This is a genomic window from Hymenobacter siberiensis (assembly GCF_018967865.2).
Lineage (GTDB): Bacteria > Bacteroidota > Bacteroidia > Cytophagales > Hymenobacteraceae > Hymenobacter > Hymenobacter siberiensis.
The window spans coordinates 2058812-2075596 of sequence record NZ_JAHLZY020000001.1 but is presented as its reverse complement, the minus strand read 5'-3'; the positions used below and the strand labels follow the sequence as shown (position 1 = coordinate 2075596).

15 protein-coding genes are annotated in these 16785 nt (G+C 57.4%); 12 read left to right on the top strand and 3 right to left on the bottom strand.

Annotation, left to right across the window (positions count from 1 at the left end; all coding sequences use genetic code 11):
- Positions 1-8: 8 nt before the first annotated feature.
- Entirely contained in the window at positions 9-635 is a 627-nt protein-coding gene (locus KQ659_RS09185; RefSeq protein ID WP_216689065.1) for an AlbA family DNA-binding domain-containing protein, read from the top strand.
- Positions 636-1136: 501 nt separating this feature from the next.
- On the opposite strand, the gene KQ659_RS09180 is transcribed toward KQ659_RS09185, so the two are convergent.
- A complete protein-coding gene (locus KQ659_RS09180) occupies positions 1137-2669 on the bottom strand; it encodes an alpha/beta hydrolase-fold protein (protein ID WP_226929907.1) in 1533 nt (510 codons plus the stop codon).
- A gap of 167 nt (positions 2670-2836) precedes the next feature.
- On the opposite strand from KQ659_RS09180, the gene KQ659_RS09175 reads away from it, so the two are divergent.
- The 8 genes from KQ659_RS09175 (at position 2837) to KQ659_RS09140 (ending at position 10154) form a co-directional block, all read left to right on the top strand.
- Positions 2837-3544 carry an esterase family protein gene (locus KQ659_RS09175; RefSeq protein ID WP_216689066.1) on the top strand — a complete coding sequence of 236 codons (708 nt, stop codon included), beginning with the start codon at positions 2837-2839 and terminating at the stop codon, positions 3542-3544.
- A 50-nt stretch (positions 3545-3594) separates the two neighbouring features.
- Positions 3595-4788: an ATP-grasp domain-containing protein gene (locus KQ659_RS09170; protein WP_216689067.1), complete on the top strand. Its 1194-nt coding sequence runs from the start codon at positions 3595-3597 to the stop codon at positions 4786-4788.
- Between the two features lie 89 nt (positions 4789-4877).
- Positions 4878-5981: a carboxylate-amine ligase gene (locus tag KQ659_RS09165; RefSeq protein ID WP_216689068.1), complete on the top strand. Its 1104-nt coding sequence runs from the start codon at positions 4878-4880 to the stop codon at positions 5979-5981.
- 119 nt (positions 5982-6100) lie between these two features.
- Complete coding sequence (locus KQ659_RS09160) at positions 6101-6925, top strand: type 1 glutamine amidotransferase (protein ID WP_216689069.1); 825 nt, start codon at positions 6101-6103, stop codon at positions 6923-6925.
- A gap of 31 nt (positions 6926-6956) precedes the next feature.
- Positions 6957-8147 carry a hypothetical protein gene (locus tag KQ659_RS09155; protein WP_216689070.1) on the top strand — a complete coding sequence of 397 codons (1191 nt, stop codon included), beginning with the start codon at positions 6957-6959 and terminating at the stop codon, positions 8145-8147.
- 86 nt (positions 8148-8233) lie between these two features.
- Positions 8234-8755 (top strand): YkvA family protein, encoded by a 522-nt coding sequence (locus KQ659_RS22095; RefSeq protein ID WP_216689071.1) that lies wholly within the window; start codon positions 8234-8236, stop codon positions 8753-8755.
- Positions 8756-8924: 169 nt separating this feature from the next.
- On the top strand, positions 8925-9224 hold the full coding sequence (locus KQ659_RS09145) for a hypothetical protein (protein WP_216689072.1): 300 nt from the start codon (positions 8925-8927) through the stop codon (positions 9222-9224).
- Between the two features lie 57 nt (positions 9225-9281).
- On the top strand, positions 9282-10154 hold the full coding sequence (locus KQ659_RS09140) for a DUF1571 domain-containing protein (RefSeq protein ID WP_216689073.1): 873 nt from the start codon (positions 9282-9284) through the stop codon (positions 10152-10154).
- A 194-nt stretch (positions 10155-10348) separates the two neighbouring features.
- On the opposite strand, the gene KQ659_RS09135 is transcribed toward KQ659_RS09140, so the two are convergent.
- Entirely contained in the window at positions 10349-11197 is an 849-nt protein-coding gene (locus KQ659_RS09135; protein ID WP_210428027.1) for an SDR family oxidoreductase, read from the bottom strand.
- Positions 11198-11407: 210 nt separating this feature from the next.
- Here KQ659_RS09135 and KQ659_RS09130 point away from each other — a divergent pair, with 210 nt between their 5' ends.
- The 3 genes from KQ659_RS09130 (at position 11408) to KQ659_RS09120 (ending at position 14175) form a co-directional block, all read left to right on the top strand.
- The gene (locus KQ659_RS09130) at positions 11408-12286 is read left to right on the top strand and encodes a Rossmann-fold NAD(P)-binding domain-containing protein (protein WP_216689074.1); all 879 of its coding nucleotides are present in this window, start codon (positions 11408-11410) and stop codon (positions 12284-12286) included.
- A gap of 93 nt (positions 12287-12379) precedes the next feature.
- On the top strand, positions 12380-13654 hold the full coding sequence (locus KQ659_RS09125; RefSeq protein ID WP_226929904.1) for a BaiN/RdsA family NAD(P)/FAD-dependent oxidoreductase: 1275 nt from the start codon (positions 12380-12382) through the stop codon (positions 13652-13654).
- A 62-nt stretch (positions 13655-13716) separates the two neighbouring features.
- Positions 13717-14175, top strand: a complete 459-nt coding sequence (locus tag KQ659_RS09120; protein WP_216689075.1) for a PA2169 family four-helix-bundle protein — start codon at positions 13717-13719, stop codon at positions 14173-14175.
- 277 nt (positions 14176-14452) lie between these two features.
- Here KQ659_RS09120 and KQ659_RS09115 read toward each other — a convergent pair whose 3' ends face one another.
- Positions 14453-16495, bottom strand: a complete 2043-nt coding sequence (locus KQ659_RS09115) for a DEAD/DEAH box helicase (protein ID WP_216689076.1) — start codon at positions 16493-16495, stop codon at positions 14453-14455.
- Positions 16496-16785 lie beyond the last annotated feature (290 nt).

Genomic DNA, 16785 nt, shown 5'->3' with positions numbered 1-16785 from the left:
ATTAGGCTATGGATATACACGAGCTGATAGCGCGGGGCGAGGGCGAGGAGCTAGAATTCAAGCAAAAAACCACACACCCGCACCGCATTTCGCGCACTTTGGTTTCGCTGGCCAACACGCGGGGCGGGCAGGTGCTGGTGGGCGTCGATGATGCCGGCCGCATTTTGGGCGTGCGCGATGCCGAGGAAGAATTATTTGTGCTGCGCGAAGCGGCGGAGCACTATGTCGAGCCGCCGCTGACCACCCTTCGCTACCAGGAAATTGAGGAAGACGGCCGCACGGTGCTCATCGTGACCGTACCCGAGAGTGCTCAAAAGCCCCACCGCGCCCAGGTAGCACCCAACGACTGGCGCGGCTTTGTGCGCGTGCGCGATGCCAGCGTGCAAACCAGCGGCCTCACAGAGAAAGTGCTGGAACGCCAGCAGCCCGAATCCCGCTTCGAGCAAATCCCACTCAACAAGCAGGAGCTGGCCGTTATCGACTACCTAAAGTCCCACCCCCGCATCACCTTGGCCCAGTTCATGAAACTGGTAAATTTTGGCAAGCGCCGCGCCTACCAAACCCTAATAAAGCTGGTGCTCCACGGCTACATCCGCCACCACGACAAGGAGAAGGAACCATACTACACTGCCTGAACTACAGGTTTTATGGTCTTTCAGGTAGTTGCAAGGCCTGAGTGTCTCATTCTGGCGAGCGCCTCACCCCCTGCCCCCAGAGCCATTAAGTTCTACTGTCGTCGCCCCCCTCTCCAAAAAAGAGAGAGGACACCGGCCCTGCTAATGCCGCCTCCCCTCTCCTTTTCGGCAAGGGAGCCGGGGGATAAGGCGTATAGTCGCGCGGTTTGTACAAAGCATTTTATACGACTACTTAAAACAGAACAGCCTGCTCGATGAGCAGGCTGTTCTGTTTTGGAAACTATTCCTGCTTGCGGGCGCGGGCTACTTTTTTCTCGTCTTTTTCCGCCTTTTTTTCTTTGGTGGTTTTTACGGGTTCTTTCTTTTTCTCTTTGCGAGCATCTTGCGCTTTGGCCATTATTGAAAAGAAGTTTAGGTGAGGGATTAGGTTTCGGTGGTTTCAACGAACGGCCGGGCCGCTGTGTTGTAAGGGGCGAAGGTAGAAACTTTACCGAAAAGCCGCTACAAAATGGGCAAATACCACTCGCGGATGATGTTGAGATGGTGCCGCTCGTGGCCGGGCACAATAAAGAGCAACGCCCGCACCGTGTTGGGGCCGCCGTTGGCCGTGCCTCGCCGGTCGAGCTGCTCTTCGGTGAACGTATCGAACAAAGCTACCGTAGCGGCGCGGGTGGCATCGTACTCGGCCAGCAGGCTGGCAATGGAGCGGGCATTGGCCCCGCTGTGCGCCACGTAGTCATCCTGCTCGAAACCGAGCAGGTCCTGGCCATCGCCGCGGGCGAAGCGCATGGCGCGGTAGGTGAATACCCGCTCAGAATCAATCTGATGCAGCAGCATTTCCTTCAGGCTCCACTTGCCGGGAGCATAGGCTTTTTCGGCCTGCTCTTCGCTCAGACCCGCAAATACGGCGCGGATTTCGGCGGGTTGGGAGCGCAATACCTCGCGCGGGTCGGCATCGGCCGGTACCAGGTTAATATAGCCGGCGGCGTACGGCAAGAAGTCGCCATCGATAGGACGAGTCAGGGACATAGAATTAAAAATTAGGTGATTATCAAGGACTAACGCAGCCGGATGGTGTTGCCCGGCGGCACTTTCAGCATCCGGCAGCAGCAGCAGCGCGGCAACCGGCGCGACCGGCAAAGCCGACGGCAGCAGAATGGCCGGGGCCAGGTGCGGGTCGAGCTGCAGGCGCACTATCGGCAATGGAGCGGGCAACGTGACGGGGCCTTCCGCCGCCCCAAATGCCCAAATCAGGAAATCGGGCATCACCCGGCCCCAAGTATCGGGGTGGTGGTGGCCGCCTTCTACCTGCACGTAGCGCAGGGCATTTTGCACATCTAAGCCACAGGCAATCAATGCTTCCACCAAATCGAGGCAATCCTCAATCGAGTCGATGACGCCGTTTTCATTGCGGTCGCCGCGCTCGTCGAGCGTGCCCACCTGCAGCCAGAAACGATGGTTGGGATGCAGGCTGCCGGCCCGCACCAAGCCGTGCATAATGCGGTCGGCGGGCGTGTAGCCGGCCCCCACGGCCCGCTGCCGCCACCAGAACGAGCCCGAAAATGCCCCGGCCCGCGCAAACGCCTCCGGGTGGTGCCATACCAAATCGAACGCCGATAATCCGCCGAGTGAAAACCCCGCCATTACCGCCTCATCCGGGTTGGCCGAAGCCTGGTAATGCGCTTGGGCAAAGGGCAATAGCTCTTCCAGCACAAACTGGGCATACACGCCGGCCAGACTGCCCCGACCGTTGAAATCGGGATAACCGGCCGTGCCGTACTCCTGCACCCGCAGCTCGTTGGCGTGCACGCCTACTAGTATAAAGGGCCGCACCGCCCCCCGGGCATACAGCGCATCGAGCGTGGCTTGCAGGTGCAGCCGCTCAAAATCCTGCCCATCGTTGAGGTACAGCACCGGGTAACGAGCCGGCACGGCCAGGTCCGCCGGGGGCAACAGAATACTCAGCTCGACCTCACGCGCCAGAAAGCTGGACGCCAGCACTTCCCGGCAAAGGCGGGTGCCAACGGATGACATGACGGGGCTGATTGGGTCTGCGAGCATCAAACAAAGTAACGCTACCCGGCTGGAATGCGCTTCGGAATCAAATTAAAACCGGATAAATGCAGCCGGTCCATGATTTCTTCACTAGTTTGCCGCACCGCTCCACAACTAATTCTCCGCCCCCCCCTTCCCCCCACCCCGTGCAGGAACAACATCGCCGCTTTTATTCGCATCACCTCGGCCAGGACATCGATATGCTGGTTTTCGGCACCTGGGGCTACCCGGTGGTCATCTTCCCAACCTCCGGCGGCCGCGAGTATGAGGCCCGCGACTTCAAGCTCATCGAGGCGGTGCGCCCGCTGATAGATGCCGGACGAGTTAAGCTGTTCTGCATCAACAGCATCGACCAGCACTCCTGGTATGCCAAGCACTTGGAGCCCCGCATCCGGATTCAGAACCACGTTTTTTACGACCAGTTTCTGAGCGAGGAGCTCGTGCCAATGCTCCAGCAGGAGTGCAACGTTGACAAAATTGCCGTGGCAGGCTGCAGCTTCGGCGGCTTCCACGCGCTCAATTTTGCCTTCCGCCACCCCGACCAAGTGGCCCACTTATTCACGATGGGCGCGGCCTTCGACATCCGTCAGTTTATGGACGGCTACCACGACGACAACGTATACTACAACAACCCGCCCGAGTACCTGCCCGGGGCCTACAACGAGCATTTCCAGTGGATGAACATCATTCTGGGCACTGCCGAGCATGACTTCTGCAAGGAATCCAACTTCCAGATGGCCCGCCTGCTCAGCGAAAAAGGCATTCATTATACCCTGGATGTGAAGCCGTTCGGCAACCACGACTGGCCCGTATGGCGCGAAATGTTCCCCCAATACCTCGCCACCATCGGCTAAGCCGCTTCCTAATCCGTACCCCCTACTGCCCCACAAACACCTCTTTACCCATGAAAAAAATTGGCATCCTCTTCGGACAAGAAAATACTTTCCCCCAGGCCTTCGTCGACCGCGTGAATGAGAAAGCCGTGGACGGCATTACGGCCGAGTTTGTGAACATTGAGCAAGTGGAGCAGGCCGTGCCCTGCGGCTACGACGTCATCATCGACCGGATTTCGCAGGACGTTCCATTCTACCGCGCCTACCTGAAAAACGCCGCCCTGACCGGCACGGCCGTTATCAACAACGCCTTCTGGTGGAGCGCCGACGAAAAGTTTTTCAACAACGCCCTGGCCGTGCAGCTGGGCGTGCCAGTACCCAAAACGCTGCTGCTGCCCAGCAAGGCCCGCCCCGACGACACCTCCGAAAATTCGTTTCGCAACTTGTCCATGTTCAACTGGGAGCGGGCGTTCGAGCGCATTGGCTTCCCGGCTTTTATGAAGCCTCATTCCGGCGGCGGCTGGAAAAGCGTGTATAAAGTAGACAACCCCGAGGAAGCCTGGCGCGCCTACGATGAAACCGGCCAGCTGGTGATGCTCTACCAGGAAGCCATTGAGTTTGACGACTACTTCCGGTGCTACTGCCTGGGCGGCAAGCATGTGCTCATTATGCCCTACGAGCCGCGCAACGCGCCCCACCAGCGCTACCAAACCACGATGAAAACCCAGGGCGAAGCCGGCCAGCAGCTCCTCGATACCATTAAGGACTACACCCTGCGGCTGTGCCAGGGCCTGGGCTACGACTTCAACACGGTGGAATTTGCCGTGCGCGACGGGGTGCCCATAGCCATCGACTTCGGCAACCCCGCCCCCGATGCCGATGTAAACTCCGTTGGTGCTGAAAACTTTGAGTGGGTGGTAGAGCACGCGGCCCAGCTGGCCATTGAGCGCGCCCAGGCCAACCAGGCCGGTAAAACCAACCTCACCTGGGGCAGCTTTGTGCACGATTCGGTGGGTGCTTTCCCAAAGAAATCCGCCAGCAAAGCCGACATGCCGGTAGGCAGCGCCGTGAACGAAACCAACGACCTGGGTGCCACCGGCGCCCCCAAGCCCGCCGCCAAAAAAGTCGCGCCAAAAAAAGCAGCCAGCGCTCCCCGGCCCGAGCCGCCCATCGGCGAAGTACCCGTAAAAGCCCCGGCCGCTAAGAAAGCCGCCACGCCCAAAGCGCCGGCCGCCAAAAAAGCTGCACCCACGAAGGCCAAATAGCCTTTTTAAGCATCGCCGTACCTATCTGCGTCATCCCGACGTGATGGGTACGGCGGCGCTTATCCTTTTCGATTTTATTCGTCCCGTCCATGCCAACTCCCGTGTTTACCCTCGGCATCGAGGAAGAATTTCAGACCATCGACCCGGAAACCCGGGAGCTTCGCTCACACCTCTCGCAAATCGTTGAAAACGGCAAAATCACGCTCCATGAGCAAGTGAAGGCCGAAATGCACGAGTCTGTGGTGGAAGTGGGCACCAATATCTGCCAGAATATCGGCGAGGCGCGCACCGAGGTGCTGCATTTGCGCCGCCAGGTAATTGAGCTAGCCGACCGGCAGGGCCTGAAAATCGGGGCGGCCGGCACGCACCCATTTTCGCGCTGGCAGGACCAGCCCATCACGCCCGATGTGCGCTACGACAAAATTGTGGAGGAATTGCAGGAAGCTGCGCGCTCCAATCTCGTTTTTGGCATGCACGTCCACGTCGGCATCGAAAACAGGGAAATGGGCGTGTACATGATGAATACGCTGCGGTATTTCCTGCCGCACCTGTTTGCACTCAGCACCAACTCTCCTTTCTGGGAAGGCCGCGAAACTGGTTATAAATCATTCAGAACCAAAGTTTTCGAACGTTTTCCGCGCACGGGTATCCCGGGCTTTTTCCACAGCGCCAGCGACTACGACGAGTTTATCGCGCTGCTGATAAAAACTGGCTGCATCGACAACGGTAAGAAAATATGGTGGGACGTGCGCCTGCACCCCTTCTTCGACACCATCGAGTACCGCATCTGCGACATGATGATGCGCGCCGATGAAACCATCGCCGTAGCCGCTATTATGCAGGCGCTGGTAGCCAAAATCTATAAGCTCAAAACCCAGAACCTGAATTTTCGCGTTTACCGGAGCGCCCTTATCAAGGAAAATAAGTGGCGCGCCGCCCGCTATGGCCTCGATGGCAACATGATTGATTTCGGCATTCAGGAGGAGGTGCCTACCCGCAAGCTTATTTTGGAGCTACTCGACTTCATCGACGATGTGGTGGACGACCTCGGGAGCCGCCACGAAGTAGAATACGTGCTGAAAATGATGGAAATGGGCACCGGCGCCGACCGTCAGCTCAAGGTTTTCCGCGAAACCGGCGACCTAACCAAGGTAGTCGACTATATTCTGGCCGAAACCACATTCGGCCTGTAGCGGAATTATCTTTGCCTTCGCAACGCCAGCCTCCCGGTTGGCGTTATTTATTTTACGCCTGGCTCCGGCTTGGCTTTTTTCTATTTTTTGGCCATAACAGCCTATTCATCAAATAATATATGAAAGCTATTCGCATTGCTATTTTAGATATGTATGACAACGCGCGCAACGAAGGAATGCGCTGCATCCGGCAGCTACTGGCCCGTAGCGCGGAAGAAAACGGGGCCCGGTTTCGCGTCGACACCTTTAATGTACGGGCCGAAAATGAGCTGCCTGGCCTGGATTACGACATTTACGTTTCGAGCGGTGGCCCCGGTAGTCCACTCCCCTCCGGTGAGCTGTGGGAACCCCGTTATTTTCGATTAATTGACGCGATACTTGCTCACAATAAAACCAGTGAGCAGAAGAAACACTTATTACTGATTTGCCACTCGTTTCAGCTGGTGAGCCGCCACCTGGGCGTGGGCACCATTAGCCGGCGCAAATCAACCTCGTTTGGCGTGCTGCCGGTGCATTTCACCCCGGCCGGCAAGGCAGAGCCTACCCTACGCGGATTAGCCGACCCATTTTACGTGGTCGATTCGCGCGATTATCAATTGGCAGACCTTAATACGCGACGCATCGAGGAATTAGGAGCCAAAATTTTGTGCTTAGAAAAAGAGCGCCCCCATGTGCCGCTGGCCCGCGCCGTAATGGCCATTCGCTTCACGCCGGAAGTACTAGGCACCCAGTTCCACCCCGAGGCCGATGGCGAGGGCATGCTGCGCTACATGCTCACTGATGAGCGCAAACACCAGGTAATCACCACATACGGCGAAGCCAAATACCACGAAATGGTGCGCCTGCTGGCCGACCCGGACACGATTGAATACACCGAGTCCATCATCCTGCCTACTTTTTTACGGCGCGCGTTAGCTCAGCTAGGCCAACTCACTGCCGCTTAACTCCTGCCTGTATTCAGCCGCTCCCTGCCTTATGATTCCTGAGTACCGCCACCGCTACAACGCCGCTTTCACCCCCGCGAAATACCAGGAAATGCTGGCCGATATCGACCAGAAATTTCCCGGGCAATTAGAATTTCGGGTGGCCGAAACACCGGTATTTATCCCGGCTGATTTGCGTGATAAATTAATTGCGGCCGGCAGCTCAATTATTGATGTTATTCAGCAGGGTAATTTCAAAGAATTAACTGAAGCGGCTATTCCAGCACACCAGCGCGTGCCCGGCAACGAAGGCCGGCCGGATTTTTTAACGTTTGATTTTGCCGTGTGCCGAAATGCAAACGGCGAGCTGGAACCCCAGCTTATCGAGATGCAGGGCTTTCCTTCTCTCTATGCCTTTCAGTCATGGTTACCAGGCATTTTTGAGCGGCATTTCCCTATTCCCAGCTCCGTTTCGGCTTTTATAAATTCTCCGAATGCAGTAGATTACCGGGAAGAGATGCGGCGCTTTTTACTGGGTGATGAAGCGCCGGAAAACGTCATTCTACTGGAAATATATCCGGACACACAAAAAACCCGAATTGACTTTATTTTGACGAAAGAATTCTGGGGAATTAATATCGTTTGTCTCACCAAAATTCGTAAAAATGGTCGTCAATTATTCTATGAAAAAGATGGCCGACAAATTCCAATTAAGCGTATTTACAACCGCGTTATTTTTGACGAGTTAGCGCGGTACCCGGATTTACCCGGCGAGTTTCACCTCACCGATGAGGTGGACGTAACCTGGGTGGGCCATCCCAACTGGTTTTTTCGCGTGAGCAAACACACGCTGCCGCTGCTCAGCGGGCCGTTTGTGCCGCCCAGCTATTACCTGCACGAATTAACTGCTTATCCGGAAGACCTGGAAAACTACGTGCTCAAGCCACTCTTTTCTTTTGCGGGAGCCGGCGTGCGGCTGCACGTCACGGCCGCCGACCTGGATGCCATCACGAACAAGGAAAACTATTTATTGCAGCGCAAAGTGCAATACGAGCCCGCAGTACAATCACCTGACGGCCTGGTGAAAAGCGAAATTCGCTTGCTTTATATCTGGCACCCTGACCAGGCACGGCCGACACTACTTTGTGGCCTGAGCCGCCTGAGCCGGGGCGAGATGATTGGCGTCGATTTCAATAAGAACAAGGATTGGGTAGGCGGCACTACGCCCCTGTTTGAGCGCTAGGAACACAGGTGTGGGGGGAAGCCGGCGAAAAAAACGAGGGGCCATTGCGCGTAAAGCCCGCCCAAAACCCCTTCACCCGCATTGCTATGCCCATGTCTCCGCTGGCCGAAAAAGGCCTCAAAATTTCTAAAAATGCACTTTTCAACGTCTTCATTGTTCGCGCGACCAAGCTCCTGGGTAAGCCGTTCAAGGTAGTTACCATCCTGAATGAAACGGCTGACAAGCTGGCCAGTAAGAATAATAAGGACAACAAGTTCAAGCAGCTGTTCGACGTGGCCCTGACGCTGGTGCGGCTGGTGCGCGCCTTCATCAGCGGTGAGTACCGGGACATTTCTACCAACACCGTTATTTCGGGCCTGGCCGTGCTGCTTTATGTGCTGTCGCCCATCGACTTAGTTCCCGATTTCATTCCGGTTATCGGCTTTCTTGATGATTTGAGCCTGATAAGCTGGTTTTTAGGTAAGTTTCAGGGCGAAATCACCCGTTTCCGCGAGTGGGAGCAAACCGGGCACCGCGCCGCCGTTGCCACCACTGGCCCCGATGAAGCCGCCGAGCCTGCCCAGGGCGACCAGACCCAGGCCAGCGTAGCCGAGCTCGGGCATTCGTAAATTACGCGTTGCTATTGGAACCTCAGCTTCGGCTGGGGCTTTTTTTGTTGCTCCGCTCACCAAGCCGACTGTTTTTACTGCTGCCCACCCCAGCCAGATTCCGGCCGCCCGCTTCTCTTTATTTTTGGCGAGACTCGCCCTCCGCCACTGTGTCGTTTCGCTTGTTTGTATGCCAACTTTCGTTGTTTCCCTCCGCCTGCCAGATGTTTTTAACGAGGAGTTTATTGCCGTTATTCTGCGCCACCGCGATTTCATTAATCGGCTGCTGAACGAGAAAATTGTGGAATCCTACGCCATTAGCAGCGACCGGAGTCGGGGCTGGGTCACCATGAACGGAGCTGATGCCGCCGCTGTTCAGGCCCTTGTCGAACAGTTTCCACTCTATCGTTTTCTGCGTGGCGTGGAAATTGATGAGTTGTTTATCTTCGACAGCGCGGCCTCGCGCTTTCCCCATATCAATCTCAATTAATTCCCGGCTTTTGCTCCGCAATTCTGGGGCAGCCGGCCGCTAACGCTAACCCTTTTTATGCCCGCTTTTTCCATCACTGCTTCTACTGCGCTGCGCTTTGCTATTCCGGGAGGCCTGTTGGCTTTAATGGCCGCCACCGCTCCCACCGACGCGCCCGCCATCACTACGGAGCAGCTTGCCACGCGCATGAACTCGGCCATCGAAAGCCTGAAATACCTGCGCTGCACCGTGAAGGCGCAGGAGCGCATAGACGGCAGCATCCACCAGGCGCGCAGCATCATGAAGCTGACTTACAACCCCTTGCGCATTTACATTAAAAATCAAAAGGGTGTCGAAGTGCTTTGGCTGGCGGGCCAGAACGGGGGCGATGCCTGGGTAAACCCGGCATCTTTCCCCTACGTCACCCTCAGCCTGGACCCCAATGGCAAGCTCATGCGCGGTGCCCAGCACCACACGGCATTGCAGGCTGGTTTCGGCACTATTTCGGACTTGCTGCGCTCCACCGCCCTGCGCCAGGATAATTCCTACAGCCGCTCGTTCCGCTACGTAGGCGACACTACGCTGCAGGGCCGTACCAACCACGTGCTTCGCTCCGACTACCCGCAATACCGTTATGTGAGCTACAAAGCCGGCAAGAACGAAACCATTGGCACTGTCGCCGAGCGGTTTAGCTGCGGCGAGTTCCGCGTCATCGAGCGCAACGGCCTGAGCATCGGCGATAAAATCCCCGAAGGCAAAGTGCTGCAAGTGCCTAATTCCTACGGCCGCCGCACCACGCTCTGCGTCGACCCTAAAACGTTCCTCCCCACCATGGTGCAGGTGAATGACGAAAAAGGCTTGTTTGAGAAGTTTGAATTCTCCGATGTAATCCCCAATCAGCCCATTCCACTGGATGAATTCAGCAAAGATTACAAAGGCTACAAACTATAGACCACGGATGAGCACGGATTTTAGCGGATTTCACAAATTTTGTGGACGGCGTTGGATTCTTAAGGAAAAGGGAAAAGGCTTGCCAGTAGGCAAGCCTTTTCCCTTTTATGCCAGCCAATTATGCCAGCCTATAACGAACTATGAGTACGTCCACAAAATTCGTGAAATCCGCTGAAATCCGCGTAATCCGTGATTTAGCGGCGCATGGTTTTTTCGATGGTATCCCACATATCGGGCGTCAGCATTTCGAGCTTATTGAATTCGCCCGCACCGTTCAGCCACTCGCCGCCGTCGATGGTCACCACTTCGCCATTCACATAGGCCGAGAAATCCGACACTAAGTAGGCCGCCAGGTTGGCCAGCTCCTGGTACTGGCCCACGCGCTTGAGCGGTACGCTGGCGGCAGGGTCCAGCTTACTGGCCAGCGGCTCGGGGAAAAGGCGGCTCCAGGCACCCTCCGTCGGGAATGGGCCGGGCGCAATGGCGTTGGAGCGAATGCCGTACTTGGCCCATTCGACTGCTAATGAGCGCGTCATGGCCAGCACGCCGGCCTTGGCCGTAGCCGAGGGCACCACAAAGGCCGAACCTACCGAGGCATAGGTAGTCACGATATTGAGGATGGTGCCGGGCTTCTTATCAGCAATCCAACGCTTGCCCACGGCCAGCGTGCAGTTGTAGGAGCCGCGCAGCACAATGTCCACAATCACATCGAACGCCTTGTGGCTCAGGCGCTCGGTGGGGCTGATGAAATTGCCAGCCGCGTTGTTCAGCAGCACATCTACACCGCCAAATTCCTGAATGGTACGCGCCAGCATGGCTTCCACTTCGTCGTACTTGCGCACGTCGCAGGCAATGGCCAGCACCTTGCCCCCGGTTTGCTGGCGAAGCTCGTCGGCCGTTTTTTCCAGCACGTCCAGCTTGCGGCTGGTAATGGTGACGTTGGCCCCCAGCTGGAGGAAATAGGTGGTCATGGCCCGGCCCAGGCCAGTGCCGCCGCCAGTTACGATGATGGTTTTGCCAGCCAGGGCGTTATCGCGCAGCATGGGCTGGGTGTAGGGTGCATCCATTCGAGTGAAAGTCAATAAGAGTGGGAATGCGGGTCGGTCCGCCGCCCGAAGGTACTAAGCTGCTGGTGCGAATATTAACCAAGCTCGGCTCAGGAGCCAGAATATTTATTTTCATTGCCGAATATAGTGTTTCGCATTTTTTTCCCACCTTCGCAGCTTGAAGGCATTAAAAGGCACTGACACTGCATGACTAGTTCCAATTCCTGGGGCTCCACTAGCCCGGCTTCGGGAGCGGGGCTCCCTACAGTATTAGTGCTGGGCTGCGGCTGGCTGGGCATGGCCCTGGCCCGGCAGCTGGCGACCTCGGGCCACCCCGTGCTTGGCACCACCACCACCCCCGACACCCTGCCGCTGATGGCTGCCGCCGGCATAGAAGGCCATTTGCTGCGGCTTGGGTCTGATTTTGGCGCGCCAACCGAAGCCCTCCTGCACCGCCTGCTCAGCGCTGCCGATGTGCTGGTGCTGAACGTGCCGCCCCGCGCCGCCGCTGCCGGGGCCTACCCCACCCTACTACGACCCATTCACCGAGCCGTGGCCGCCGCCGGCACGCCGCACGTATTATTTGTAAGCTCGACGGGCGTGTATCCAAACGAGCCCCGCCTCATGCGCGAAGCCGATGCCATCAGCACTCGCGACGCGGCTTCGGATGTGTTGCGGGCCGAAGGTCATTTCGTGCCGCGCTACAGCCAGTGGAAAAGCACCGTGGTGCGGCTGGGTGGCCTTATTGGTCCGGAGCGTGCCCCCGGCCGCTTCCTGGCGGGCCGCCAGGACCTCGAACAAGGCAATGCGCCCGTCAACCTCGTGCACCTGACTGATGTAGTGGGCGTGCTGTCCTGCATCATCGAGCGTGGGACCTGGGGCCACACCTTCAACGTGTGCGCCGACCAGCACCCGCGCCGGCGCGACTTCTACCCCGCTGCCGCACAGTTTCTTAACCTGGCCGCACCAACCTTCAAGGACGAGCAGGGCGTGAGCGGCAAAACCATTGACAGCAGTCTGGTGCGCAGCATCGTGCCCTACCAGTTCAAGCACGATGATGTGCTGGCGGCGCTGGCGTACTGCTAGATTTGGTATAGCATTAGCTTGTGCGGCGGTGGACGTTCCGGCGTGTAGCACAAGCTAACGCTTAATGCTACACGCCGGCCGTACCTTTGTCCCGTGAAAAAAGATGCTGCCCAACCCCTCGTGGCCGTACTCGGCGGCGGAGCGGCCGGCTTTTTTGGTGCCATTGCCTGCGCCGAAGCCAACCCTGACATAGCTGTCATTTTATTGGAAAAGACGGGGAAGCTCCTCGCCAAAGTGCGTGTTTCGGGCGGTGGCCGCTGCAACGTGACCCACGCCTGCGACACGCCCGCGCAGCTGGTGGCGCACTACCCGCGCGGCAGCAGACAGCTCAAGGCTGCCTTTCAGCAATTTGGCGTGGCCGAAACCATCGCCTGGTTTGCCAAACGCGGCGTGGCGCTGAAAACGGAAGCCGACGGCCGCATGTTCCCCACCACCGATTCGAGCGAAACCATTGCCCGCGCCCTGGAGGAGGCTGCCCGCCAGGCCGGCGTCCGCATCGTGACCAATGCCAGCGTCGATGAAATACTGCCCTTGGCGCAGGGTGGTTTCAACCTGAAAATCAGCGGTTCGGGTACTGCGCAGCTGGGCGCATCGTTGCAGGTTTCGCAGCTGCTCATCGCCACCGGGGGCAACCCCAAATCGGCTAACTACGACTGGCTGCGCGCCCTCGGCCATCACATTGCCGCGCCGGTGCCCTCGCTATTCACCTTCAACGTGCCCAATTCGCCCCTGAGCGAGCTGATGGGTGTGAGCGTGCCCCAAGCCCGCGTGGTGCTGGCCGGCGAAAAGCTCCAGTACGAAGGCCCACTGCTGGTCACGCACTGGGGCGTGAGCGGTCCGGCCGTGCTCAAGCTCTCGGCTTGGGGTGCGCGCCGCCTCAGCGAGCTTGGCTACGTGGGCACCGCCCTTATCAACTGGATACCAGCCTTTAGCGAAGAAACTCTGCGCCCCTGGCTGCAACAGTTCCGGCAGGACAATGGCCGGAAAATAGTAGCCAGCAACCCGCAATTCGGCCTGCCGCAGCGCCTATGGCGCAACCTGACCGAGCAAGCCGGCATCACCTCCGAAATTCGCTGGAGCGACCTGCCCGCCAAGGCCCAGAACCGTCTGCTTGAATTATTGCTCCGAATGCCGCTGGCCGTGCGCGGCAAAACCACTTATAAAGAGGAATTTGTGACCTGCGGCGGCATCGTGCTCGATGAAGTCGACCTAAAAACCATGCAGAGCCGCCGCGTACCCGGCCTATATTTTGCCGGCGAGGTACTCGATATTGATGGCATTACCGGCGGCTTCAACTTTCAGGCGGCCTGGACTACTGGCTTTTTAGCCGGACGAGCTATGGCCAAACCGTTGGCCGTGGTAGTGTAACCTTACGAGCGGGCAGGCAGTAAAGATATTCATAATCTTTCACCTCAAATTCACCTTTCCTCATGGAAGCCAAAGCCACCCAAGCCCTGCTCAACGAATTGGTTGAAACCCTCAAAGACGGTCAGAAAGGCTACGCCGAAGCCATGGTCGATGTGCAAGACGCCGACCTGAAGGACACGTTCAAGCATTTTGCCGCCCAGCGCTCGAGCTACCTTAATGAAATTGAGGACCAAATGTTCAAGCTGGACCTCAAGCCCGACACCAATGAAGGTGCCCAGGGCTCCATCACCGGTGCCGTGCACCGCGCCTGGATTGACCTGAAATCGGCCGTAACCGGCAAAGACCGTCACAGCATTCTCGTCGAGTGCGAGCGCGGCGAAGACTACGCCAAGAAAGCTTACCAAACCGCGCTGAAGGCCGATGGCCTACCAGCTACCCTGAAATCGGTCATCGAAAAGCAGTACCAGGGTGTGGTTGAAGGCCACGACAAAATAAAAGCCCTGCGTGATGCGTCGAAATAAGGACCGCAGATTTTAACGGATTGGACGGATAAGAACGGATTCAAATTATTCTTTTCAAAAGGTCCTTATAATTGCTCCGAATAAATGAAAAAAGGCCCCTCGAATAATCGAGGGGCCTTTTTTATAGCACTGACGTTAACAATACAGGTATCCTAACTATCACCAACAAACAATAAACATATAACGAACAACTACCTAAACTGGTGGATATCGGCCGGGTTGCAATAACCCGACCGAATCCGTACTTGTCCGACTGATTCTTTAGAATCTGCAGTCTTTATTCGTCGAAGCTCTCGTTGCGGGGAGTACGGGGTGCCGGACGGGTATCATACTCGCGGGGCGTACCGTAGCTCGGCTTGTTGCCATAGCTGGGCTTGTCGCCGTAGCTGGCTTTGTTGCCGTAGGCCGGCTTGTTACCGTAGCTGCTGCCGCCTTCGCGACGCTCGCCACCGCCGTAGCTGGGCTTGTTGCCGTAGCCGCTGCCACCGTCGCGGTTGCCTTTGTAGCCACCACCGTAGCCGCTGCCACCTTCGCGACGCTCGCCACCGCCGAAGCTGCCACCACCACGGTTACCGCCTTTGTAGCCGCCGCCGTAGCCGCTGCCACCCTCACGACGCTCACCGCCGTTGAAGGGACGACGCTCGCGGTCGCCGCCGAAGCCGCCGGGACCACCCGTGCCGCCCGTGCGGTTGAAACCTTCCTCTTTAGCGGCGCCTTCCTGCACGGGAGTAGCGATGCTGAAGCTAACCGGAGTGCCCTGGATGCTGGTGCGGCCCAGTTTACCCACAATCTCATCGGCGTATTCCGACGGTACTTCCACGAAGCTGAACTTGTCGTAGAGGGCGATATCGCCTACTTTGGCACCGGTCAGGTTGCTCGATTCCGAAATCAGGTCCACGATGTCGCGGGGGTGAATCCGGTCTTTCTTGCCCATCGTCACGAACAGGCGGGTGTAGCCGGGGCGCGCCTGGCCGGCGGCCTTGCTGGCGTCGAGGCTCTGCTGAGCACTCTTATCCTCCTTCATGGTCATTTTCAGCAGCGCGGCGGCGATGTCGAGCGAAGTGATTTCCTCGCTCTGGTCGAGCAGACGCTGCACGCGGCCCACGTACTTCTCCAGGTTACCTTTCTCCACGATTTCCTTAATCTGGTTCAGGAACAGCGTGGTTTTCACTTCCGAAACATCGGCAAACGACGGCACCTGCGCCAACTTGATGTCGGCCTTGGTGAAGCGCATGATGTCGCGCAGCTTGTAAATGTCGCGGCCGCTCACGAACGTGAAGGCTTTGCCCGACTTGCCAGCGCGGCCCGTGCGGCCAATGCGGTGTACGTAATATTCTTCGTCGGCCGGCAGGTCGTAGTTGAATACGGCTTCCACGTTATCTACGTCGATGCCGCGGGCGGCTACGTCGGTCGCAACCAGCACTTCGATGGTCGACTTGCGGAATTTATCGAGCGTGTTCTGGCGCTGCTGCTGGCCCATGTCGCCGTGCAGACCTTCGGCGAAGTAGCCTTTGGCTTGCAGGTCGGCCACAATTTCGTCCACCATCCGCTTCGTGTTAGCGAAAACGATGGTCGACTTCAGGTTGTACATGTCGAGGATGCGGGTCAGGACGTCCTTTTTCTGGGGACCGCGCACCTCGAAGTAGCTCTGCTCGATGTTGGTCACCGTCATCGTCTTATGGTTCACCTTCACTACCTGCGGGTCGCGCTGGTACTTCTTGGTGAGCTCCATGATGGGCTTGCTCATCGTGGCCGAGAAGAACACCGTCTGGCGCTCCTTGGGCATCTTGCTCAGGATGAACTCGATGTCGTCTCGGAAGCCCATGTCGAGCATTTCGTCGGCTTCATCCAGAATGATTTTGGTAGTGTTTTCCAGCTTCAGGGTGCCACGCTCGATGTGGTCCATGATGCGACCGGGCGTACCGATAACAATCTGTACACCACGCTCCAGGGCGCGGAGCTGACGGTCGTAAGGGCTGCCGCCGTAGATGGGCACCACCATCAGGCCACGCTTATACTTGCCCAGCTTCTGGATTTCGCCCGAAACCTGCACCGCGAGTTCGCGGGTGGGGCAGAGCACCAATACCTGCACGTCTTTGCTCTCGGTATCGATATTATCGATGGCGGGAATGGAGAAGGCAGCGGTTTTGCCGGTACCCGTCTGGGCCTGGCCGATAACGTCTTTGCCAGCGAGCAGCACGGGAATAGCAGCGGCCTGAATGGCCGAAGCTTCCTCGTAGCCCATCTCGGTGATGGCGCGTTGTACTTCCTCAGAGAGGTTCAGTTCGTCAAAGCGAACTACAATTTTTTCAGCTTCCATGATTGGAGTTGATAAGGGGGGGAAAAAGAGACTCAGCTCTGAAAACAGCCGTACTCAGCGACGTTTCCCCTCCTTCTACCTTGTCACAATCAGGCGGGAAAAAACAACCAAAAAACTACGCGGCCAATGCGTTAGCGCCTCTCTCGGGCTTGCGCGGACTTGGGCCGTCCTCAAATGCGGGTGCAAAGGTAGGATTTATTTTTTGGAAAAGCTAGACAATAGCTGAAATGAATTTTAGAACCCCTGTTGGAACGTCATGCTGAGCGTAGCCAAAGCATCTCGCGTGCCGC

What these genes read in the sequence shown, in the direction of transcription:
- KQ659_RS09185 (WP_216689065.1), top strand. Translation starts at nt 9, where the DNA reads ATGGATATACACGAGCTGATAGCGCGGGGCGAGGGCGAGGAGCTAGAA.
- KQ659_RS09180 (WP_226929907.1), bottom strand. Translation starts at nt 2,669, where the DNA reads ATGTCATCCGTTGGCACCCGCCTTTGCCGGGAAGTGCTGGCGTCCAGC.
- KQ659_RS09170 (WP_216689067.1), top strand. Translation starts at nt 3,595, where the DNA reads ATGAAAAAAATTGGCATCCTCTTCGGACAAGAAAATACTTTCCCCCAG.
- KQ659_RS09165 (WP_216689068.1), top strand. Translation starts at nt 4,878, where the DNA reads ATGCCAACTCCCGTGTTTACCCTCGGCATCGAGGAAGAATTTCAGACC.
- KQ659_RS09160 (WP_216689069.1), top strand. Translation starts at nt 6,101, where the DNA reads ATGAAAGCTATTCGCATTGCTATTTTAGATATGTATGACAACGCGCGC.
- KQ659_RS09155 (WP_216689070.1), top strand. Translation starts at nt 6,957, where the DNA reads ATGATTCCTGAGTACCGCCACCGCTACAACGCCGCTTTCACCCCCGCG.
- KQ659_RS22095 (WP_216689071.1), top strand. Translation starts at nt 8,234, where the DNA reads ATGCCCATGTCTCCGCTGGCCGAAAAAGGCCTCAAAATTTCTAAAAAT.
- KQ659_RS09145 (WP_216689072.1), top strand. Translation starts at nt 8,925, where the DNA reads ATGCCAACTTTCGTTGTTTCCCTCCGCCTGCCAGATGTTTTTAACGAG.
- KQ659_RS09140 (WP_216689073.1), top strand. Translation starts at nt 9,282, where the DNA reads ATGCCCGCTTTTTCCATCACTGCTTCTACTGCGCTGCGCTTTGCTATT.
- KQ659_RS09135 (WP_210428027.1), bottom strand. Translation starts at nt 11,197, where the DNA reads ATGCTGCGCGATAACGCCCTGGCTGGCAAAACCATCATCGTAACTGGC.
- KQ659_RS09130 (WP_216689074.1), top strand. Translation starts at nt 11,408, where the DNA reads ATGACTAGTTCCAATTCCTGGGGCTCCACTAGCCCGGCTTCGGGAGCG.
- KQ659_RS09120 (WP_216689075.1), top strand. Translation starts at nt 13,717, where the DNA reads ATGGAAGCCAAAGCCACCCAAGCCCTGCTCAACGAATTGGTTGAAACC.
- KQ659_RS09115 (WP_216689076.1), bottom strand. Translation starts at nt 16,495, where the DNA reads ATGGAAGCTGAAAAAATTGTAGTTCGCTTTGACGAACTGAACCTCTCT.